At 38.3% G+C, this 22,552-nt stretch carries 18 protein-coding genes and 1 riboswitch; of the genes, 8 read left to right on the top strand and 10 right to left on the bottom strand.

What is annotated here, in order from left to right:
• Nucleotides 1-70: 70 nt before the first annotated feature.
• Together EWU23_RS10085 and EWU23_RS10080 are read right to left on the bottom strand one after the other, a co-directional pair.
• Nucleotides 71-1,903 carry a glycosyltransferase gene (locus EWU23_RS10085; RefSeq protein ID WP_166231731.1) on the bottom strand — a complete coding sequence of 611 codons (1,833 nt, stop codon included), beginning with the start codon at nt 1,901-1,903 and terminating at the stop codon, nt 71-73.
• A gap of 12 nt (nt 1,904-1,915) precedes the next feature.
• Nucleotides 1,916-2,860, bottom strand: a complete 945-nt coding sequence (locus tag EWU23_RS10080; RefSeq protein WP_166231729.1) for an isoaspartyl peptidase/L-asparaginase family protein — start codon at nt 2,858-2,860, stop codon at nt 1,916-1,918.
• Nucleotides 2,861-2,992: 132 nt separating this feature from the next.
• On the opposite strand from EWU23_RS10080, the gene EWU23_RS10075 reads away from it, so the two are divergent.
• The 4 genes from EWU23_RS10075 to smpB all read left to right on the top strand — a co-directional run bounded on the left by EWU23_RS10075 (nt 2,993) and on the right by smpB (nt 6,980).
• Nucleotides 2,993-5,431, top strand: coding sequence for a penicillin acylase family protein (locus EWU23_RS10075; RefSeq protein WP_166231727.1), 2,439 nt, complete (start codon nt 2,993-2,995; stop codon nt 5,429-5,431).
• A 2-nt stretch (nt 5,432-5,433) separates the two neighbouring features.
• Complete coding sequence (locus tag EWU23_RS10070) at nt 5,434-5,802, top strand: hypothetical protein (RefSeq protein WP_166231725.1); 369 nt, start codon at nt 5,434-5,436, stop codon at nt 5,800-5,802.
• Nucleotides 5,803-5,877: 75 nt separating this feature from the next.
• Nucleotides 5,878-6,459 carry an OmpH family outer membrane protein gene (locus EWU23_RS10065; RefSeq protein WP_166231723.1) on the top strand — a complete coding sequence of 194 codons (582 nt, stop codon included), beginning with the start codon at nt 5,878-5,880 and terminating at the stop codon, nt 6,457-6,459.
• Between the two features lie 59 nt (nt 6,460-6,518).
• On the top strand, nt 6,519-6,980 hold the full coding sequence (gene smpB / locus EWU23_RS10060; RefSeq protein WP_166231721.1) for an SsrA-binding protein SmpB: 462 nt from the start codon (nt 6,519-6,521) through the stop codon (nt 6,978-6,980).
• Between the two features lie 2 nt (nt 6,981-6,982).
• On the opposite strand, the gene EWU23_RS10055 is transcribed toward smpB, so the two are convergent.
• From EWU23_RS10055 to EWU23_RS10045, 3 genes are read right to left on the bottom strand one after another with little or no spacing between them, the layout of a single operon-like run.
• Nucleotides 6,983-7,519, bottom strand: a complete 537-nt coding sequence (locus EWU23_RS10055) for a CopD family protein (protein ID WP_166231719.1) — start codon at nt 7,517-7,519, stop codon at nt 6,983-6,985.
• Nucleotides 7,516-8,247 carry a polyprenol monophosphomannose synthase gene (locus tag EWU23_RS10050; protein ID WP_166231717.1) on the bottom strand — a complete coding sequence of 244 codons (732 nt, stop codon included), beginning with the start codon at nt 8,245-8,247 and terminating at the stop codon, nt 7,516-7,518. The genes EWU23_RS10055 and EWU23_RS10050 overlap by 4 nt, the downstream gene beginning before the upstream one ends.
• Nucleotides 8,248-8,251: 4 nt before the next feature.
• The gene (locus tag EWU23_RS10045; protein ID WP_166231715.1) at nt 8,252-8,818 is read right to left on the bottom strand and encodes a DNA-3-methyladenine glycosylase I; all 567 of its coding nucleotides are present in this window, start codon (nt 8,816-8,818) and stop codon (nt 8,252-8,254) included.
• Nucleotides 8,819-8,938: 120 nt separating this feature from the next.
• A riboswitch (cobalamin riboswitch) is annotated at nt 8,939-9,135 on the top strand.
• 74 nt (nt 9,136-9,209) lie between these two features.
• Between EWU23_RS10045 and EWU23_RS10040 the strand changes: the two genes are divergently transcribed.
• Nucleotides 9,210-11,168 (top strand): TonB-dependent receptor plug domain-containing protein, encoded by a 1,959-nt coding sequence (locus tag EWU23_RS10040; RefSeq protein WP_166231713.1) that lies wholly within the window; start codon nt 9,210-9,212, stop codon nt 11,166-11,168.
• 214 nt (nt 11,169-11,382) lie between these two features.
• Here EWU23_RS10040 and EWU23_RS10035 read toward each other — a convergent pair whose 3' ends face one another.
• Entirely contained in the window at nt 11,383-11,883 is a 501-nt protein-coding gene (locus tag EWU23_RS10035) for a DUF4833 domain-containing protein (RefSeq protein WP_166231711.1), read from the bottom strand.
• Nucleotides 11,884-11,957: 74 nt separating this feature from the next.
• Nucleotides 11,958-12,773, bottom strand: a complete 816-nt coding sequence (locus tag EWU23_RS10030; protein ID WP_109323925.1) for an enoyl-ACP reductase FabI — start codon at nt 12,771-12,773, stop codon at nt 11,958-11,960.
• A 207-nt stretch (nt 12,774-12,980) separates the two neighbouring features.
• Between EWU23_RS10030 and EWU23_RS10025 the strand changes: the two genes are divergently transcribed.
• The 3 genes from EWU23_RS10025 (at nt 12,981) to infB (ending at nt 17,573) form a co-directional block, all read left to right on the top strand.
• Nucleotides 12,981-13,457 carry a ribosome maturation factor RimP gene (locus EWU23_RS10025; protein ID WP_166231709.1) on the top strand — a complete coding sequence of 159 codons (477 nt, stop codon included), beginning with the start codon at nt 12,981-12,983 and terminating at the stop codon, nt 13,455-13,457.
• 16 nt (nt 13,458-13,473) lie between these two features.
• Nucleotides 13,474-14,721 (top strand): transcription termination factor NusA, encoded by a 1,248-nt coding sequence (nusA, locus tag EWU23_RS10020; protein WP_166231707.1) that lies wholly within the window; start codon nt 13,474-13,476, stop codon nt 14,719-14,721.
• Nucleotides 14,722-14,813: 92 nt separating this feature from the next.
• A complete protein-coding gene (gene infB, locus EWU23_RS10015) occupies nt 14,814-17,573 on the top strand; it encodes a translation initiation factor IF-2 (protein ID WP_415711076.1) in 2,760 nt (919 codons plus the stop codon).
• A 79-nt stretch (nt 17,574-17,652) separates the two neighbouring features.
• Here the strand turns inward: infB and EWU23_RS10010 are convergent, their stop codons facing one another.
• From EWU23_RS10010 to EWU23_RS10000, 3 genes are all read right to left on the bottom strand, one after another.
• The gene (locus EWU23_RS10010) at nt 17,653-18,756 is read right to left on the bottom strand and encodes a Wzz/FepE/Etk N-terminal domain-containing protein (protein ID WP_166231703.1); all 1,104 of its coding nucleotides are present in this window, start codon (nt 18,754-18,756) and stop codon (nt 17,653-17,655) included.
• Nucleotides 18,757-18,764: 8 nt separating this feature from the next.
• Nucleotides 18,765-21,290 carry an SLBB domain-containing protein gene (locus EWU23_RS10005; protein ID WP_205753150.1) on the bottom strand — a complete coding sequence of 842 codons (2,526 nt, stop codon included), beginning with the start codon at nt 21,288-21,290 and terminating at the stop codon, nt 18,765-18,767.
• A gap of 96 nt (nt 21,291-21,386) precedes the next feature.
• Entirely contained in the window at nt 21,387-22,472 is a 1,086-nt protein-coding gene (locus EWU23_RS10000; RefSeq protein WP_166231699.1) for a PorP/SprF family type IX secretion system membrane protein, read from the bottom strand.
• Nucleotides 22,473-22,552: the final 80 nt, after the last annotated feature.

Below are 22,552 nucleotides of genomic sequence, written 5' to 3'. Positions count from 1 at the left end.
GTCGAGCCGTTGAAGGCTGACAAGGCTTTTACATAATAAAGGTGTATATCTAAATTTATCTTTCCTTTATTTATGCCTTATTTCTTTTTTTCATTAAGGCTAATTCATGAGCCGTGTCGTAATAGCTACGCAAATTAGACCAATCAAAGGTATCTGAAATACTCTCAACCCGATTTCTTTGCGTAATTCTTTCTCTTTGAGATTGCTGCGTAAATTTGAATAAATTATGGGCCAATTGCTCCACAGACTCTTGGTAAGTCTGGGATTTGCGATTGACTACGCTGACACCCCATTGTTCATAATCACGCATAATTTGCATGATATAATCCCCAAAACCAGATAGATCAGATGTTACCGTAGGCACCCCTCTAGCCATACATTCCAATGGCGTATATCCCCATGGCTCATAATAACTTGGAAATACCCCTAAATGACATCCGCGAACGAATTGACTGTAATCTAAGCCAAACAAGGGGTTGGTTGAAACGATAAAATCAGGGTGATATACGATTTTGACTTTATCATCCGGATTATTTAATAAATTAGTTCGATGCAAGTTTCGGATGATATCATCTTCTTGTTTTAATAAGTGAGTGACCACTTTAGGTCTAGCATTTGATTTCCAGGTTTGAACCGTTCTTCTTAAACGAAGTCGCCAATATTCATCCACAAAATTGTTTAAATCAGGCAGTTGCAAATTGTTGGATGACGCAGCAGCTAAAAATAGCTTTTCTCCTACCTCTTTTTCTATGGCTGAGCAGTTTTCTCGGATTTCATCCAATACCGCTCTGGAGTGTAATACTTCGGGATCAATGGAATGGTAAGGTTGTTTAGTGACAAAAAACATAACCACCGTTTTCTTGGAACCAATCTCCTTCATTTTTTGATTTAACAAGGCAAGCGCATCCAGCGTTAAATCGTACCCTTTATTGCTATATTCAAATCGTCCAGAAGTAAATAGGTATAGAGTTTGATCCAAATCAAATGCCTGACTTTGGAAAAAATGCCCCATGACAAATTCAGATAGATTCTGCTTGTATTTGGAGTGCAAATTTTGGTGTTCATGCAAAGCCGCAAAACGTTGAATATTTAATCCATTGGGTAAGATGAGCTCAGGTATTCGACCTAGAAAATATTGACATTCTTTTGCCGTAATATCACTGACTGTAGTTAGGACATCTGCTTTTTGTGCGGCTTGTCTTTCGAAACTAGCTTGAGCCTCAATGCCATAATTGACTGCTTCCTTGTGCCAATCAAAGGTATCAATGACATCATAAAAGTTGGGTACATTGCCCGCTAGATAACGCCCTAGCATGGTGGCATGCGTGGTGAATACGGTGGAAATTTTTACTTTTTCTTTCTTTAAATCGGGTAGACAAGTAGAAGCCATCCATTCATGAAAATGAACGATAAGGTCTTTTTTATTTTGGTTTTCTTGTGCCCATTTGCTAATGAAAAGTCGGATTAATTCACCCAAGGCTATCGTCTGATTTACCAGTTCTTCTACGCCTAAGGTGGATATCTTATGGTTTTCCCAAATCCGCCCTTTGATGGCATTGATTTGATCGTAAATAGAAGCAATATCAAAAAGGATAATTTTGGGTTTACCGGTGATCAACCAGTTTCCATAATGAACTTGGTAGCCCTGTTCTCTCATCCACAAAATGGCTCTTTCCATGGGAGTATCTTCCCCTACAGGTAATGCTTCAAATTCTGCGGCAGCCGTTTGCGGGAAATAGGGTCCTAATAAAGCATAGTCATCGCCCCATTTTTCTACCATAGAAGGAACTTTGGTTCGAATAACCGTATAAATCCCACCTACTTGATTACATGTTTCCCAAGCTATTTCGACTAAGAATTTCTTTTTAACTACGGGCTTTCTTGTTTTAACTTCGTTCGTCATAGTGAAAATGATTTAAGACATGTAAGAGGCACTTTCTATTACTTCCGTTTTACCATTTTTGGTAATAGTGAAATTAAAGCCTTTTTGGATAGAATAAGCGCCATATTCCCCTTTTTTATTCATGGCCAAATAACCAACTTGAAATTCCTGGTATTTATAGCGTTTAACAATTCGCATAATAGCCTCTTCACAAGCCTGTTGCGGACTTTTGCCTTGTCGCATAAACTCCACAATCAGAAATGAACCTAAGGTTTTCATGACAAATTCACCTAAACCTGTGGCACAAGCACCCCCCACTTCATCGTCGCAAAATACCGCTCCACCGATGATCGGGGAGTCACCGACGCGCCCATGCATTTTAAAGGCCATTCCGCTGGTAGAACATGCCCCTGCTATTTCGCCTGCTTTGCCTAAAGCCAATAGACCAATGGTATCATGACGTTCAATGTTCACTTTAGGCTCGTATTTGGCTTGTTTTTTCCATTCTAGCCAGGCTTTCTTTGATTTCTCGGTCAGTAAGTCTTGCTTCTTGAATCCTTGAGATAATGCGAATTCTAGGGCTCCTGCACCAGAAAGCATCACGTGAGGTGTTTTTTCCATCACGGCTCTAGCTACTGAAATGGGGTGCATGATATGTTCCAAGAATGTAACTGAACCAGCATTGCCCAGATGATCCATGATGCAGGCATCTAGGGTCACATGGCCATCTCTATCCGGATAGCCACCATAACCCACCGTAGTTTCATTGGGGTCTGCTTCGGGTACCCAAGCACCCGCTTCTACACCGTCCAAGGCTTTACCTGTTTCCATGATTTTTTGGTAACCCGCTTGGGTACCTTTTTCATTTTTCCAAGTGGCTATGATGATAGGTTCAGGGATGGTAGTTTGTTGTTCTAATAATGCAGGACTCGCTAATCCCAAAATTCCGGTAGTTTGTAAAAATGATCTTCTTTTCATTCAAATTTTATGGCCTCGAGCTCTTAAGAAATAATTTTGTTTGTTGATTGAATAACAAATGTGTAAAATTGTCTTTCCAAAGTAAAAAAAAATCTTTGAATTTTCATCTTCAAATTCGTGCCCAACGCATCAATGAGACAATTTAAATCCTTTTTCCCTTTAATCGTAACCTTGATTTGGACTTATGCGCTGCATACCAATTGGGGAACCCTTCCTCCAATGGGTAAATTACTAAGTCCTTTCCATGGATTTTGGGTCAATGCTGAAAAAGCAGATACTTCAGAACAAACGGAAGAGAGTCTGCAAATACCCGGACTGATTGAACCTGTTCAAGTCTTGTATGATGAAATGGCCATACCCCATGTTTTTGCCAAGAATGACCATGATTTATACTTGGCACAAGGTTATTTAACTGCCAAAGACCGTTTATGGCAAATGGAATTTCAAACCCATTTTGCAGGAGGAAGGATATCCGAAATTGTAGGTTCCAAAGGAATGGTTTCCGATCAATTCCAACGTCGAATGGGTGCCGTTTATGGAGCTGAACAATCCTTGAAAGGAATGGTAGAAGATCCCGTGGCAAAAGCTTCCTTGGAAGCCTATTCAGATGGAGTAAATGCATACATAGAAAGTTTAACAGATCGAACTTTACCCTTAGAATATAAATTATTGAATTACCGTCCTGAAAAATGGGAGCCTTTAAAAAGTGCTATTTTTTTAAAGAATATGTCATTCGTATTGGCTTCAGGGACAGATGATTTAAAAATGACCAATATTTTGAGAAAATATGGCAGAGATGTAGCCGAACATTTGTTTCCCAATTATCCATTTGAGGAAAGTCCCATTATTCCAGAAGGTACACCGCTGGATTTCAAACCGCTACCGATACCTGCTGCTCCGGCTGATTTTATTGGATTGGGAAGTACCATGAAAACACCAGAGAAAGATCCCAATACAGGTTCTAATAACTGGGCGGTAGCTGGAAATAAGACCATTTCAGGTATGCCTATTTTGGCCAATGACCCGCACCTGACTTTGTCATTACCTTCCATTTGGTATCAAATGCAATTAGTAGCACCTGGGATCAATGTCTATGGTTCCACCATGCCTGGATCACCTAATGTGATAGCCGGTTTTAATAAGAACATTGCTTGGGGAGTCACCAATGTAGGTTCTGATGTAATGGATTGGTATCAAATCAAATTTAAAGATGCCTCCAAGCTAGAATATTGGCATGATGGAAAATGGAAGAAAACATCGATGAGGATTGAAAAATTTAAAGTGAGAGGAGAGGATGATTTTGTGGATACCGTGTTTTTTACCCACCATGGGCCAGTGGTTTATTTGAGTCATGAAAAACCATTCCGTTCGAATATTCCAGTAGGACACGCCTTGAAATGGATTGCTTTAGAAAAATCGAGAGAGGTTTCCGCATTTTATCAATTGAATCGTGCCGCTAATTATGAGGATTATAAAGCTGCCATTACCCATTTTTCTGCCCCTGCTCAAAACTTCGTGTTTGCTAGTAATCAGGGAGATATTGCACTTTGGGTCAATGGAAAGTTTCCATTGAAAGCAAATTTGCAGGGTAAATATTTACTGGATGGTACGGATCCTGCGGCAGATTGGAAAGGCTATATTCCACATGATCAGGATCCCCATGTTAAAAACCCTTCAAGAGGCTTTGTGAGCTCTGCCAATCAGTTTTCAGTAGACAAAAGCTATCCATACTATTTGGGATGGCAGTTTGCTCCATCAGATCGCGGTCGAAGAATAAACGAACGCTTGACAGTCATGAATAAGGCTACCGTGGATTCATTGCGAGGTTTACAAAATGATAATTTCAATATTCGGGCTCGTCGATTATTACCTTTATTATTACCACATGTTAGTAATCCGAATCCTCAAATGGCAGCGGCATTAGAAGTCCTTAAAAAATGGGATTTGCAAAATTCCAAAGAGTCGATTGGAGCGACCATCTTTGAAAATTGGGTGATTTTATTGCAGTCTTCTCTTTGGGATGATGAATTCAATGCTGACGAAAAGGCTCCCATGAATATTCCAACAGTAGATCGTACGCTGAAATTAATCATCGAAGAGCCAGGGGCAATTTGGTGGGATAATGTGAAATCAAAAAACAAAAAGGAAAGTATGGGCGATATTATTCGTACTTCTTTTCAAGCAAATATTGATAGCTTAATCAAGCTGCATGGTCCATTAGGGGCTGATTGGGTTTGGTATAAACATAAGCAAACTGGGGTTAGGCACTTAATTCCGGGCATGGATGCATTGAGTCGATTGAATATTCCGATTGGAGGAGGAGGTTCTATTGTCAATGCTTCTACCACGAAAACAGGCCCATCTTGGAGATTGGTGGTTGAATTATCCAAATCTGGCAACCCAAATGCCTATGGAGTGTATCCAGGAGGGCAGTCTGGAAATCCAGGGAGCTCTCATTACGATGACTTAATTGATACTTGGGCCAAAGGAGAATTGAGACCCCTTTTATTCTTGAATCAGGCGGACCAAAAAACCAATCGAATTCGCAAAAAAATGATTTTAACTAAGTAATTATGGCACAACGTAAAATGAATATATCTTTTGCCCTCACTGTGGTGCTTATCATGGTCATTGTAGGCGCTATCGTTCAAACATATTTACCCTGGTATGCCATGGGAATTGCCTTTGGAATTATTTCCTTCTTTTTAGCTTTACCTAGTAAATCAGCCTTTTTAATTGGCTTGGGTTCAGGTTTTGTTTTATGGGCATTAGTCGCTATTTGGATGGATAGCCAATTTCCTAGTACATTACCTTCTCGTATGGCGCAAATTTTACCTTTAGGTGGAAGTGTAGTGGCTTTATACTTGGTGACAGGTATATTTGGAGGTTTGACTGGTGCTTTATGGTCCTGGGCAGGTTCAAAATTGAGAGGAAATCATTGAAAATTGTAATTTTTTAGGACAACTGAATAAGACCTTGTATCTTTACGTCCTAGTCATTTTTAAACATTATACCCCGTGAAAAATCTTCATTATGCTTGGTTAGTAGTTTTAACTTTTGCTATTGCTTATTTGTACTTTAAACCAGCAGGATCATCTGCAGGAATTGGTGTTATTACCACTGACGGAAAGAGAATCGTTTTTGTTAATTCAGATTCCCTGTTGAATAATTACCAATTCTACAAAGACGCTCAAAAAGAGTTTGAAAATAAAGGATACCGTTTACAAGTTGATTTAGGTCAAAAAGAACGCGCGCTTCAAGGCGAATTGCAAGCGATTCAACAACGAGCTTCTGCTATGACACAAGCAGAATTGCAAGCAGCTGATATGACTTTGAAAAAGAAAGGAGCTGAGTTGCAGCAATATAGCCAGCAAAAGCAAGCTGAGTTAGGTCAAGAACAAGCGAAGAAAAACGAAGAGTTATACAATAACATTCGTGAGTATATCACTAAAGTGAACAAAGAGAACAAATACGAATTCGTTTTGGGTTATTCTAAATTAGGTGGCGGTATTTTATTTGCCGATGCTTCTGTAGATGTTACTCAAAAAATGATCGAAGGTTTGAACAAAGAATACGCTGCCAAAAAAACAGGTAAGTAATCTTTTAAACTCGAAAAAGCCACGCAGTGAATCTGTGTGGCTTTTTTATTTGTAGCATTATGGCAAAAGAAAAAATTCAAAAGAAAGTTGAAATCCAGAATAGAAGGGCTTCTTTTGAATATGCATTTTTAGAAACCTGGACAGCGGGATTGGTTTTAACTGGTACGGAGATAAAATCCATCCGTCAAGGTAAAGCTAACCTGACAGATGCCTATTGCCTTTTTATGCAAGATGAATTGTATGTGAGAAATATGCATATTTCCATGTATGAGGAAGGGACCCACTTCAATCACACACCTCTTCGAGATCGGAAATTATTATTATCAAAAAGGGAGTTAAAAAAGCTTCAAAAGGAATTAAAGAATGTGGGTCTGACGATCATTCCTACGCGTTTATTTATTTCAGACAAGGGTTATGCCAAATTAAACATTGCCTTAGCAAAGGGTAAAAAGAGTTTCGATAAACGGGAAGATATCAAGGAAAAGGATGTTAAGCGAGAAATGGCTAGGCAATTGACTTAAGCCTATTTTCTAAAGCGTTTAGCCATTTTTACAGCGGCCATAATGAGTATTCCAAAGAGGGTAAATCCAACTAACCCGTAAAGCCAATCTAGGCTATTTTTCCCCACTACCAAAAAGACTACGGATACCAGTAAAATGGTCGCAATTTCATTGAACAGGCGAAGTTGAGGTCCAGAGAAAATGAAATTCTGCCGACGAAACTGTAAGATGATATGGCGGCAATAAAAATGGTAGATGGTAATTCCAACGACAAAGGCGAGCTTTAGGTGTAACCAAGTATGTTGTCCAAATCCATCCCACCATTGAAGATATATCAAACCCAAGCCTGTTATCCAAGTTAAAAACATGGCAGGAATCATGATGGCATTGAATAATACCTGTTGCATTTTTTCAAATTGCGCGGAAAGGATGCTACGCTCAGGCTCTGTTTTATCCTGAGATTCTGCGTGATAAACCAATAGACGGGGTAAATAGAATAATCCAGCAAACCAACTTACCACAAAAATGATGTGCAGTGATTTTATAATTGGATAGATCATTGTCTTTGGTAACGTTTGAAAAAACTATTGACTTTTAGTTGAATGACTCCAAAGATAGCTTCTTTAAAAATATTGGCAGACATTTTACTTTCCCCTTTCGTTCGATCAGTGAAAATAATAGGAACTTCTACAATCGTGAAACCATATTTCCAAGTTGTGAATTTCATTTCGACTTGGAATGCATAGCCAATGAATTTGATTTCGTGAAGCGGAATGGTTTCTAAGACTTGTCTACGGTAACAAACAAATCCTGCTGTGGCATCTTGGATGGGCATTCCTGTAATAAAACGAACGTAAAAACCGGCAAAATAGGACATCAAAACACGTCCTATTGGCCAATTGACCACATTAACGCCATTGATATATCGTGAACCAATAGCCATGTCAGCACCTTGTTCACACGATTGATATAGTCGAATTAAATCATCAGGATTATGGGAAAAATCAGCATCCATTTCAAAGATAAAATCGTATTGCTTTTCAATACAGTAATTAAATCCCGTAATATAGGCTGTACCTAATCCTAATTTACCTTGGCGTTCTATTAGGTGGATTCTATCAGGAAAGGACGATTGAACTTGTTTTACTACCTGTGAAGTTCCGTCAGGGGAGCCATCATCTACAATGAGTAAATCGAATAGAGGATCTAGGCTCATCACCTTTTCGATAATGGCTTGGATGTTTTCAATTTCATTGTAAGTCGGGATGATGACTATCCTCGAATTCATAAATTTATTTTTTTGAGTAGCAAAAACATTCAGTAATGTGGTCGTTAACTAGGCCTGCAGCTTGCATAAATGAATAGCAAATGGTAGGACCAACGAATTTAAAACCGTATTTCTTCAGGGATTTGCTCATGGCTAATGAGAGTTCCGTACTGCTAGGCAATTCTTGATGACTGAAGAAGTGGTTTTGTAAGGGGGTGAAACTCACAAATTCCCAAATGTAGCGGTCAAAGCTACCAAATTTTTCCTGAATTTTGATAAATGCTTGTGCATTCATTTTAACGGCATTGATTTTTAACCTATTTCGAATAATTTTGGGATTTGCGAGGCATTCCTGCAGTTTTTCATCCGTCCATTGAGCGATTTGATGATAATCAAATTGGTCAAAAGCCTCTCTGAAATCCTCTCTTTTTCGTAAAATAGTAATCCAACTTAAGCCTGATTGAAAACCTTCTAATATCAAAAGTTCAAACAGTTTTTGCTCATCATGAAGCGGCTTTCCCCACTCGGTATCATGGTAAGTTATATATAGTGGGTCGGAAGAAACCCATGCACATCGAGTTTGATTCGTCATATGTAGGAATTAGTCTGCAAGCAAGCAAATTTATAGGGATTTGCCTTGTTAAAAACTGATAAATTCACAAAAGCCGAATTGCTTGCTTGTATAAGCCAAAATCCTAAGAAATATTTTTTACCTTTGGGATTAGAAAAGGGTGTGTAATTTTTTCTTAAAGATTGTCACTTAATAGGGAATTTGGTAAAAGCCAAAACTGTCCCCGCAACTGTAAGTTTTTGTAAAAACATTTATCGATCTAAGGCCACTGGATTTTCTGGGAAGGCAGATAAGTGATGAAAACGAGTCAGGAGACCTGCCTTTTTCAATTCTTGATGTCGCATTACGGTGGATGAGACGAGGTCGAGCGTTCGAGTATTTTTTCAATTTTATAGCCGAGAGGCTAAACATCATGTTTCATTTTAAATCGCAATGCTTGGCATTGGGGGCAATTTTATTCCCTAGCGCCGTGGTTTTTGCTCAGCAATCTGCTGACTCTCAATTATTGTCTGAGGTACAAGTATCTGCACCAAAGTATCCTCAAAAATTAAATCAAACGGGGAAAGTGATTAGTTTGATTAGCCGGGCTCAATTAGACCAAATGGCTGGTAAAAGTTTGGCAGAAGTCCTGCAAAGTCAAGTGGGAATTTCAGTAAACGGGGCACGAAGTGCACCTGGTTCTAATCAAGAAATATATGTTCGTGGAGCCAACACAGGACATGTCTTATTATTGATTGATGGCTTTCCTGTTAATGATCCATCACATATCTCACAAGTAATGGATTGGAACTTATTGGATATCAGTTCTTTGGAGCGGATTGAGGTTTTGAAAGGAGGGCAATCCACGTTGTATGGTTCTGATGCCATGGCTGGGGTAATCAATTTGGTGACTCAAAAATCTAGTTCCAAGCAAGTGCAAGGTCATGTTCAAATTCAAGCTGGAAGTATTGGTGAGTTGAATACAACAGCTCAAGTTCGAGGCTCTATCGCTAAGAATCAATGGAATGTACAGGTTCGTGATTTTGTCAGTCAAGGGTATTCTGCTGCGAAAGACACGGTTGGGAACTATGAGAAAGATGGTTTCCGTCAGCAACAAGTACATGTGGGCTGGTCGCGACCTATTGGTGAAAAGTCTTGGTTGGATGTTTATTATCAATGGAATGCCAATCGAAGTAATTTAGATGCTGGACCCTATGCAGACGAAAAAGATTATACTGCCAAGGCAAATTCTAGTTCCTTACGTTTGCAATATCAATACAAGGGATTGAACACAAGCTGGTATTTACGAGCTTTTCATGAGATCATACATCGTGAATTCACCAATGATTCTTCTTTTATTGCAGCAAATGCTTGGACAAATTTTTCATTTTCGACATATCAAGGGAAAAGCCAAGGGCTTGAATGGTATGGCAAGTGGTCATTGGGAAAAGAATTTGTATTGTTAGCAGGTACGGAATATCGGTATCAGAATACCTTACAATCGGATTATTCCATTAGTGCTTTTGGCCGATATGATTCACCGTCTTTAGCTCCAGAAAAAGCCAATCAATCCATTTGGGCAACGTATGCCACCATTCAGAAGAATTGGAATATGGGAGGAATAGAAGTAGGAACTCGTTGGAATAAATCATCCAATTTTGGCGATTTTATCACGTTTAATATTAATCCTTATGTGTTTTTGTCAAAGGAATGGAAGCTATTTGCCAATGGCTATACTGGATTTAAAGTTCCGTCTTTGTATCAATTATATTCTCCTTATGGGAATAGTGATTTGAAACCAGAATTAGGGTCAACCTTGGAATTTGGTTTGTCCTTTAGGGATGCAGTATGGTCGGCACGAGTGGTTGGTTTTCAGAACAAGGTAAAGGATGGTATCGTATTTCAATCCAAGAATGTAGATCCATATGGACAATATGTCAATGTATCAAAGCAAAGTACTCAAGGGATAGAAGTAGAAGGAGCTATTCATTTGGGGCAATTCAACTCGACGATTAATTATACATTTTTAGATGGTACTATGACGAATAAATTTGGAGGAAAGGATAGTACTTATTCCTCTTTGATTAGACGACCAGCGCATACTGTGGTTTTGAATTTGGGGCTTCGCTTAAGTAGCAAATGGCAGGTATCTATGTTGCATCATTGGCAAGCGAAAAGAACAGACTTTGTATATGATGAAGCATTGTTTTCTGTCGTATCTAAGGAATTGAAGCCATATGTCTGGGCAGAGTTACAAAGTAGCTATCAGTTGAATAAGCATATATATGTCAATCTTTTAATTAAGAACGTATATAATCAAGCTTTTGTAGAATCTTACGGATATGCGACTCAGCCATTGAATGCAGTTTTGGCGCTTAAGTATCGTTGGTAGTTGACCAACACTGGCAAGGTTTTAAACCTTGCCAGTGTTAGTCAAATTTATCTTTTTTATGCTTTTCAAGAAGGCTTAAAACGGATAAAGTTTTCTAAATACCAATGAATTGATATTTAGAAAATTAATCCAATAAGTTGAAGGAGTTTTTAATTTTAAAAAGGCAATTTTACCAACGCTGTCAAGGTTTTAAACCTTGACAGCGTTACAAATGTTAAGGCTTAAATCGCTCATAGACGTCCTTCCCTGAAACAGGGTCTTTGCCAAATAATTCAATGTAATTGACAGAAGGCATGAATTTACTTTCATCCACACTGACAAACACTCGTTTTAATACTTGCAGCCTCCCATTGATGGGGAATAGTGCGATAGGTACACCTTTGGGATCCAGTTTGACAACAAATTTTCTTTTACGATAGGCCAAGAAATAACCTTCATAGGAAGGTTCTAATTCACTATTGATTTTATTTGTATACAACCCATAGGCTAAGGTTTTTTGAATGGAAGATAATTCTTCTTGTTGGCCTTTTTCCGCATAGCGAATCCAATAGGTGTGTACAGGACTTTTAGCATTCAGCGTTTTACTAGCTGTTAAATTGGCATCATAAATCACCACATTCGAATTGGAACTACGCTGAATGTAGAATAATCGAATAGCACTTTCAGGAGGATTAGGGAATATTTCAGCTGTGGCTAATGCAGGTACTATACCCATTACTAGCCACAGGAAAATACGAATAAAAGCAGACGGTAGGTTCAATGTAAAGCCTCGATGAAATAAGAAAATGATTATTGTTTTTCCATTTTTTCAACGATTTCCTCAGAAATACCCACGCAAGAAAATCCTCCATCATGGAATAAGTTTTGCATCGTTACTTTACGAGTTAAATCTGAAAATAAGGTGATGACATAATCAGCACATTCATCAGCTGTAGCGTTTCCTAAAGGAGACATTTGATTTGCGTACTCATAGAAAGCATTGAAACCACTAATTCCAGTTCCTGCTGTGGTCTTGGTAGGCGATTGGGAAACAGTATTGATACGTACCCCTTTGGCTTTGCCATAATGGTAGCCATAAGATCTAGCAATGGATTCAAGCATCGCTTTGGCTTGAGCCATATCCGTATAATCAGGGAATGAACGTTGAGCCGCAATGTAAGAAAGTGCCACTACAGAACCTCCTTGGGCGATAGCATCTTTTTTCTGAGCTACTTGTAGCATTTTATGAAAAGAAAGAGCAGAAACATCCAATGATTTTAAAAACCATTCGTAGTTTAAATCTCCATATTCACGTCCTTTACGAATATTGGTACTCATGCCAATGGAATGTAGTACAAAGTCGATTGGCCCGCCTAAAAATTCGATGGACTCATCGTATAATTTTTCTAAGTCTTCAATCGACGTGGCATCAGCACCGATTACTTTAGCACCGCATTTTTCGGCTAGGTGATTGATTTCGCCCATACGCATAGCGAGTGGAGCATTAGTCAAGGTGAAAGTGGCTCCTTCTTCGTGAGCTCTTTCTGCAATTTTCCAGGCGATGGAATCTTCATTTAATGCGCCTGAGATAATACCTCTTTTTCCTTTTAGTAATTGATATGCCATAAGAAGCGATCTAGATCGATTGAAATTTTGTGATTTTGCCTCCAAAGTAACGAATTTTTTCTCAGAATTGAATGGATTTATCCATCTCAAATACCATTCTATTTGCTGAATGGGTTGTTATTTAGAAAATTATGCGTAAATTGCAGAGGAAATTTAAGAAATGAAGAGGGGTTTTTAATCCCTCTTTTTGTTTTCAATTGAAAAAGCATGGGTGATTTATCAGAAAAAATTAGGGAGTGGTTGTTGGCTTATGTGGGAGATGGTCCTATTTTTTTAGTGGATTTGCAGGTTTCTCAAGGAGCTAAGCGTAGCCTAGTAACGATCTTAGTGGATACATTAGAAGGTATTTCCATTGATGAATGTGCTTTGTTGAGTCGTAAATTGGCCCATCACATCGAAGAAAATGTATGGATTGAGGAGGCTTATAATTTAGAAGTTTCTTCTCCGGGTTTGGATTTCCCATTAACACAGGGTTGGCAGTTTCAAAAGAACATAGGTCGCAAGGTCAAGGTTTGGATGAAGAAAGAAGGGCAGATTGAGGGGGCTTTACTGGCTTACAAGGAAGATTCGATTGAAATATTAACAGAAAAAACGCTGAAACATCGCGTGATAGTGGCTAAGGAATCCACGTGGTTTCCTTTGGCAGATATAGATAAAATTAAAGTACAAGTGTCATTTCAATAAAAAAAGAGAGATAGCAATGAACAGTGTTGAATTAATTTCGTCATTTGCAGAGTTTGCTCGGGAAAAGAACATTGATAAGCCGTCGATGATTGCGGTTTTGGAGGATGTGTTTCGTACCATGATTCGTAAGAAATTTGGTTCCGATGAAAACTTCAATGTGATTATCAATCCCGAGAGTGGCGATTTAGAGATGTGGCGTACACGTGAAATCGTGGACGATAATTCAGAGGATATTTGGGATTTTGATAAAATTCCATTGTCAGAAGCGAAATTAATCGAGCCCGATTTTGAGATTGGTGAAGAGGTAGCTGAATTGATTAAACTAGAGGATTTTGGTCGTCGTGTGGTTCAAACAGCCCGTCAGACTTTGATTCAGAAAATTAAGGATATAGAGAAGGAAAGTCTTTATGATAAATATAAAGATTTAGTAGGGGAATTGGTGAGCTCTGAAGTATACCAAATTTTAGGTCGTGAGTTAATCTTATTGGATAGCGAAGACAATGAATTGATTTTGCCAAAAACGGAAATGATTCCTAAGGATCGTTTCAAGAAAGGGGAAACCATTAAAGCCATTATTCATAAGGTAGAAATGGCGAATGGTACACCACGTATCATTCTTTCACGTATTTCACCGGTATTTTTGGAGCGTTTGTTTGAACAAGAGATTCCAGAAATTTATGATGGAACCATTACAATCCGCAAGATCGTTCGTGAACCAGGTGAGCGTGCTAAAGTAGCTGTTGAATCCTATGATGACCGCATTGATCCAGTTGGAGCTTGCGTGGGTATGAAAGGATCACGTATTCATGGTATTGTTCGTGAATTGCAGAATGAAAATATTGACGTGATTAACTTCACCGATAATTTAGAGTTATTAGTAGCTAGAACGTTGAGTCCAGCTAAATTGAACTCAATGACCATAGATAAAGAGCGTAAGCGTATTTCGGTATTCTTAAACTCAGATCAAGTTTCCATGGCGATTGGTCGTGGAGGTCAAAACATTAAATTAGCGGGTAAGTTAGTGGGATATGAAATTGACGTCTTCCGTGATGTTCCTAAGGATGAATTGGACGAGGAGGATGTAGAATTGAATGAATTCTCTGATGACATTGACGCTTGGATTTTGGGTGAGCTACATAAAATAGGTTTGGATACAGCCAAGCAAGTTTTAGCTTTATCTAAAGAAGAGTTAGAGCGTAGAACGGAGTTGGAAGAGGAGACGATCGAAGATATCTTATCGATACTTCGTGCTGAATTTGAGTAAGTTGTAACACATTGAATGAATTATAGTATTTTGTAATTTTTATGGCAGAAGAAAAGACAATGCGATTGAGCCTTGTAGCAAAACAAATAAACGTGGGGACGTCTACGATCCTTCAGTTTCTTTCTGCTAAGGGTCACAAAATTGATAATAACCCAAATGCCAAATTAAATTTTGAGCAGCTTAGCTTATTGGCTAGAGAATATGATGCGAATCATATTTTGGAAGCCTCCGAAGCGCCTAAAAAAGCTGTTGAAGAAGTAGTTGTGCCAGAACCTGTTGTGGTGGTGGTGGAGAAAAAGCCTGAACCTGCCCCAGTGGTAGAGGTAGTGGCTCCTGCTCCTGAGCCTGTTCCAGTTGTTGAAGTTCCAGTGGTGGAGGTTGCTAAACCTGAACCAGCTCAAGAAGAGGAACCTAGACCAATGGGTTTAAAAGTATTGGGTAGAATCGATTTAGACAAAAAAGGCCATCCTATTACGCCAAAGCCAGTTGAGAAACAAGCGGAGGCTCCCAAAGTAGTAGAAGAAAAAGTGGTAGAGCCTGTTGCTCCAGTGGTACCTGAAGCTAAAGTGGAGCCTATTCAAGAAGTGGTTGAACCAATCAAGGAGGAAGTAAAGCCTGTAGTTGCTCCAGTAGCACCTGTTGCCCCTCCAGTAGTGGAGTCAACAACTCCTGATACTATTCAGTTAATTGAAGCGAAAGGGGAGACATTAAAGGGTCTTACCGTTTTAGGTAAAATAGAATTACCTACTCCAAGTGATCGCTCTGGTGACAAAAAACACAAGAGAAAGCGTATTATCAAAGAAGAAAAGAGACCAGTTTCCAATGATACGACGAATCGTCCGGCACCAGCTGGAGGAGGGGGCGACTTTAAGAAAAAGGACTTTGGGAAAAAACCAGCTGTTCCAGGTGCTAAACCAGGTGGGCCGAAGGAAGAGCTTTCTGATAAAGATATTCAAGAGCAGATTAAGGCTACCATGGCTCGTTTGCAAGGGGCAACCAACAAGCAGAGTTTTGGAGCGGATAAGCGACGAGTTAAGCGTAGAGAACGCGCAGAAGCGGATGAGGCTCGTCAATTAGCGGAAGATGAAGAATCAAAAATTTTAAAAGTAACCGAATTTATTTCAGCGAGTGATTTAGCTTCTTTGATGGATGTTTCCGTGAATGAAGTTATCTCTACTTGTATGAGTTTGGGTATGTTCGTTTCAATCAATCAACGTTTGGATGCTGAAGCGATTACGATTATTGCCGATGAGTTTGGGTTTGAAGTGAGTTTTATTTCAGCAGAAGAAGAAATTGATGCTGTTGAAGTAGAAATTGAAGATGATCCTGCCGACTTAGTTCCAAGAGCTCCGATTGTTACCATCATGGGTCACGTTGACCACGGTAAAACATCCTTATTGGATTATATTCGTCGCGCCAAAGTAGCTGCCGGAGAAGCAGGAGGTATTACTCAGCATATTGGAGCCTATTCTGTTCAAACAGAATCAGGTAAAAAAGTCACTTTCTTAGATACGCCAGGTCACGAAGCGTTTACCGCTATGCGTGCTAGGGGTGCTAAAATTACCGACGTAGTTATTATTGTTATTGCGGCGGATGATTCTGTCATGCCTCAAACTAAGGAAGCTATTAACCACGCCATGGTGGCAGGTGTACCTATCGTATTTGCTTTCTCTAAAGTAGATAAAGATGGAGCTAATCCAGATAAAGTTCGTGAGGAGTTAGCTGCCATGAATATGTTAGTAGAAGATTGGGGTGGTAAATACCAATGCCAGGAAATTTCTTCTAAATCAGGATTAGGTATTGATGACCTGTTGGAAAAGGTATTGTTGGAAGCGGAATTATTAGATTTAAAAGCTAATCCAAATAAGAAGGCGGTTGGTTCTGTTATTGAAGCAGAATTAGACAAAGGCCGTGGATATGTGACTACGCTATTAATTCAAGCGGGTACTTTAAACATTGGAGATATGATGTTGGCTGGAGATAATTATGGTCGTGTTAAGGCCATGTTTGATCACCACGGAAGTAAAATCAAAAAAGCTGGTCCATCAACCCCCGTTCAGGTATTAGGATTGAATGGTGCTCCTCAAGCGGGAGATAAATTACTTTGCTTAGAAAATGAGCGTGAAGCTCGTGAAATAGCGAATAAGCGTGAGCAAATTTTACGTGAGCAATCTTTACGTACTAGAAAACATATTACTTTGGAAGAAATTGGTCGCCGTAAGGCCATCGGTAGTTTCCGTGAGTTGAATGTGATTGTTAAAGGTGACGTGGATGGTTCAGTAGAAGCGTTGTCTGATTCCTTATTAAAGCTATCTACCGAAGAAGTTCAAGTGAGAATTATTCATAAAGGGGTAGGTCAGGTTTCTGAATCTGATGTGGCCTTGGCTTCTACTTCGGATGCAGTTATTATTGCATTCCAAGTTCGTCCATCAGTGAATGCCCGTAAATTGGCTGAAGCAGAGCAAATTGAAATTAGAAACTACTCCATTATCTACCAAGCGATTGATGAAATCAAAGCCGCTATGGAAGGGATGTTAGCACCTACATTTGAAGAGGTAATTACCTCGAATATAGAAGTGCGTGATGTATTCAAAATTTCAAAGATTGGTACGGTAGCAGGCTGTTATGTATTGGATGGAACAGTTAAGCGGGCTAATAAAATTCGTGTGATTCGTGACTTTGTGGTTGTACACGAAGGTGAAATTTCTGCTTTAAAACGTTTTAAAGACGATGTCGCGGAAGTGAAGTTTGGTTACGAATGTGGATTGTCCATCAAGAACTTCAATGACCTAGAGGTTGGAGATACCATTGAATGTTACGAAATGAAAGAAGTAAAACGTACATTGAAATAGTTTCAATGCATGATAATATAAAAAGGCCGATTCGAAAGAATCGGCCTTTTTATGGTTTAAACATTAATCAGGTATTATTCTACTTGCTACTAAGCACTTGTTTCAAATTAATCGTTTTGAAAAATACAATGACTAAGGAAATGAATAATCCGAAAAATAAGAATCCAATGGTGATAATGCTTCGTTTAGGTTCAGATTTTTCTAGTGAGATTTGGGCAGGCTCTAATACCTTAAAAACGGGTGTTTCTCTTTGAATTTTAACCGCTGCATCAGCCATTTGAGTACTAATGCTAGAATAAATATTAAATGCTAGATCCACTTCATACTGCATTTTTTTTTCCTGATCCTTAGCTACTTGTAAAAATGTATTTCTATGTTGATCCTTGTAAGCAGATAACCTACTTAAGGCATTGTCATACGTTTTTCTTGATTCTTCATGGCGATCCTGTAAAAAATTCAGTTCTTTTCTTGCCTTTTCTGTCCGGTAATTAGTTACATATTTAGTTAAATAGTTTTGGGTAAAACTGATTAAAGTGGCTGCTGCAACGGGATCTGTTAATTTTACGGAGATAGTAACCATCCCATTTTTTTTGTCTGTTTCAGCTGAAATCCTCTTTTTTAAATTAATAATACCGGCTAATTCTTTTTTATTTAATTTGATTAACTCAGGAGATAAACCTTCTTTTGGTAAAATAGTTGGATTTTCATCTTTCTTTAATTCATCTGATTTAGCCCCAAATAACTGAATGGGGGGTAGTTCAGGCGAAGTAATTAAATAGTCGTAAACGCTTAACCATTTCTTTCGTTTTTGAACATAGATATTACTTTTTAATGCTTCTTGTAGAAATGGGGTACTTTGTAATACACTCGGATAAATTTCAGGTCTAACGACATCAACTCCTGAACCACTACCTAAATCAACCCCCGCTAAACCAGCTAGGGATTTAAGTCCACCTAAATTGCTTCCTGCAGATTTTGAATCAATTTCTGGTAATAGCTTTACCGTAGATACATATTCATTGGGAATGGTTAATGAATAGACTGCTCCTAAAGCTGCGAAGGTTACAGATATAGCTAAAATTAATATGAAGTGCGATTTGATAGCTTGAAAGATCTCTGCTACGTTGATAGAGATTTCTTCCTCCTTTTCAATCGGACTTTCATGGAAGTTTTCTTTTGTCATTAATAAGCTTATTTGATAATCTGATTAATTAAGTAAATTAAGGTTAAGGAGAATGAAGCTAAGCTAGTGGTTATGCCCATGACTTCACCCGTAGTTAAACCTTTTTTTGCCCCTATAGGTATACCATCAACAATAATTTCTGATCCAGGTAATACTTTAGGGTAACTCTTGAAAAAGAGAAACTTTTTAGTTTTACTAGAAATCCCATTGGGGTTTTTCACATATACATGACTTTTTATCGCATTGGTAGCATATCCACCAGCTTCAGCGATATAATCGCTTAGTTTGAAATCGGGTTTATATGTGACAGAAATTGGGTTTTGAAGTGCGCCTGATAATTTTACTGTTTGATCTATTCTAGGTACATATATGGAATCCTTGGCCATCAAGTATATATTGTCTTTTGAATTTGGCTTAGCTATGACCTCTTCGATATTGATTCCAACAATTTCTGAATTTCTATACAATTGAGCCCCTTCTAAAAATGCACCTGCTTTAAGTCCACCAGATAACTCAATGAAATCGGAAATCTTTTTCTGATTGTTCTTGAGTGCATAAACCCCAGGATAGTTAACCATCCCTTGAATAGAAATATACCTCTGTTTTTCATAATCGGGGGATTTTCTAATTGAAAGTATATCAAAAGGAGATAGAACAAATTGGCTTCCTTTATTTGAAATCTCTAAATTACCATTGATGTCGAATGTGATTATGTCAACTTTCTCATCTGAAACACTTCCCAATCCATGTGTTACAATTCGTCGAGCTAATTCTAGTTTCGAATAACTAGCCCCATCTTTAAATCCTTTAGCTTCTAATATTAAATCTCCTACCTTCATGCCCTCTTTATATTCAAAATCACCCTCTCGATTAACTTCACCAAAAATACTTACGATTCTTTTTTCCTTTAAATTAGAAACGCTAAATACTTTGACGACATCCTCCCTTTGTAGGGCAATGTCCGCCACTTCTCCTCGTAAAATTTTTCCTAAATCAATGGAGATGATTTGAGGTTCAAAATTTTCTTGTCTACGAGTTATGGTAGCTCTATTAAGAAAAGCATCTTCTCTAGCGCCTTCAGCTCTTTTGATTAATTCTTTTACGGTATTTACCCCAGGTTCTAAAGCATACATGCCAGGTCTAAATATGGCACCTTCAATTTCTACCCTATTTTCAAATCTTTCAATGATGCCGCCAATGATATATTTATCACCATTCTGAGGTAAAAAACTCGCCACTTTATCTTGAGTGATATTGAGTAGTTTTAATTCTCTGGATGTATTACGTGTTACAGGAATGGAATATGTATAGGCTTTATTCGTAAATCCTCCTGCAAATCGTAATATATCTTGTAAGGTTTCACCTTTGAGGGTTTCAAAAATCATGGGGCGTTTTACCTCGCCAATTAATTCCACTCGGGTTTCATAATCAGAAATTCGGATGATATCTTGATCTTGTAAATGAATGTTGTCTTTTTGATCTGCTTTGAGTAAGAAGTCGTATAAGTCTAAGTTCCTTATAATTTTATTCCCTCGGATTAATCGGATGTTTCTAAAAGAACCATTGGCACTTGGTCCTCCTGCTAAATAAAGCGCATTAAAAATGGTGGCAAGTGATGAAACGGTATAACTTCCTGGAAACTTAACTTCACCCGTTAAGGTAACTTTGATACTTCTTACATTTCCTAAAGTTACTTGGGCAGAAGAGCCACTACCTGGCTTATTTAAGCCTTGATATAACTGACGAAGCCGTCCAATAATTCTATTGGATGCAGCCTCTATACTCAAGCCGTTCACATAGATAGGGCTTAAATTCAAGATCTTTACAGTGCCTTCTGTACTGACTTTAACTTTGAAATTATCTAGGACATCTCCAAAAATATCAATATTAAGTTCATCTTCAGGACCTAATAAATAATTGCTAGGTGTGGCAATTTTAAGGTCTGGTTCGAAATTTAACGTTTCGGTGTCAAATAAATCAGCCCCAAATACCACTTTTTCTAAAGCTCTTGATCTTCTTAATTGTAACTCTTTATAGATTTTTACTAAACTGTCGTTATATACATTTAATGGTTGTGACAGAAATATTCTTTCCTCCAAAGTGAAAATTTGCTCTTCGATGGACTTTTTAACCTTAGAGTTATTCATAGAGCTAGGGTCTTCCTTGGAGCTAGCATTTTCTTCTTTTTTAGGTTTACTTAAATTACCAACGGTTATTCTATTTCCTGTATTTTCTGTAGCTTCTACCTTATTCCCTGATTTTGAATTAGTAGAGAGGGTACTTAATTTTTCTCTCATTTTCGCAATATCTGCGGCGGTATAACCTTGAGCTTTTGCTGCTTTCTCAATTTGCATTTCAGACATGCCACTATCAAGCGCTTTTTGATAAAAGATAGCGACTTCATCTTCAGTCAAATCATCAACATTTTTTTTGCTTTGTGTAGTTGTTTGAGCAAATGATGCAAGATTAACTAGGCATACCAATAATAAAATAATGGGAAGGTATATATATCGTGTTTTTCTGAAAAATCTCATAGATGGTGGAAATGAACTAACTGTATTTGTACAAATTTAAGCCTTTTTTATTACTGAAGGCCCTTATTATATATAATTTACTTAAAGGGATAATAATTAAAATTTCGGACAAGCCAATGTTCTTTTTAACTTTAAATAAGGTTTTTTCAAGGATATGTCCCAATCAAACAGGTAGGCAACCGAAATTTCATGGGCACCTCCAGAAGGTAATCCTAGTGTTGAAATGGTCAAATCATACGAATATCCTACCGAGAAATTATCTTGTCGGTAACCAACCAAGGCTACTATGGATTCTCGGCTATTCATAATACCATCACTGCTTTTTTTGATGGGCACACCTCGGTACCAAGCTCCTAAAACGATGGGCGACAGGGTTAAATAGGCGCCTACATCCAACTGGTCAAAAGTGCCTTGGTGTTTAAAATTTAATACGGGACTGATACTTTTTTCCGTATTTCGGGCACGGTATGAATTTTGTTCAAAATAACTATCTTCCAACATAATCTTAGTACCAACCTGAATACTGAATTTCATGGCCACGGGAGAGTTGATGGTGGATGTTCTACTCAATAATGACTGATTAGGGGTATTTAAATGATGCACAGATACTCCCACCCAGGAGTTTCTAAGATTGAGCATGGCTCCCGAAGAAAAGTCCATATAACTAGTAGAAGCCCCATTCTTTTCCCAATTCTTTAAAATGGGGTCATCGCTGTTTTGATTAATGCTTCCAGTAACATTGTCAAATTGATCCCCAAAAATCAAATTGGAATAGTCTAATCCTCGATTGACATAAGAACTTTGTATACCGACAGAAATCGAGCTTTCTTCAGCCAAATTGATGTGATAGGCATACTGTAAACCAATCGATGTCGTTTGTAGATTGGAAAATTGCTTATCTGTGGTCATAACCAATCCTACGCCACTATTGATGCTGGAAAAGTTGATATCAGCGGTTAAGGAGGAAAATTGGTAACTTGAACTGAGATTGGGCCATTGGTTCCGATGGTTAAAATTGACCTTGGACGTATTATTGATTCCTGCAAATGCAGGCGAAATTAACAAAGGAGCTGAATAGAATTGCGATAACTGGGGATCTTGCGCAAGTAATTCTACAGGACCCACTACGAATGCGCCTAATAAGAATAATAAAATACGGTATGATCCGAGTTTACGTCGCATAGCCTAGCAATTTAGTACTTAGCTTTTCAAAAACCAATATTTTACGTTATTTTGTGTCTAATCCATGTACTTGCCTACCG

Origin of the sequence: Aquirufa beregesia, assembly GCF_011090385.1 — a bacterium.
Classification (GTDB): Bacteria; Bacteroidota; Bacteroidia; order Cytophagales; family Spirosomataceae; genus Aquirufa; species Aquirufa beregesia.
This window is presented reverse-complemented; position numbering and strand designations above follow the sequence as displayed.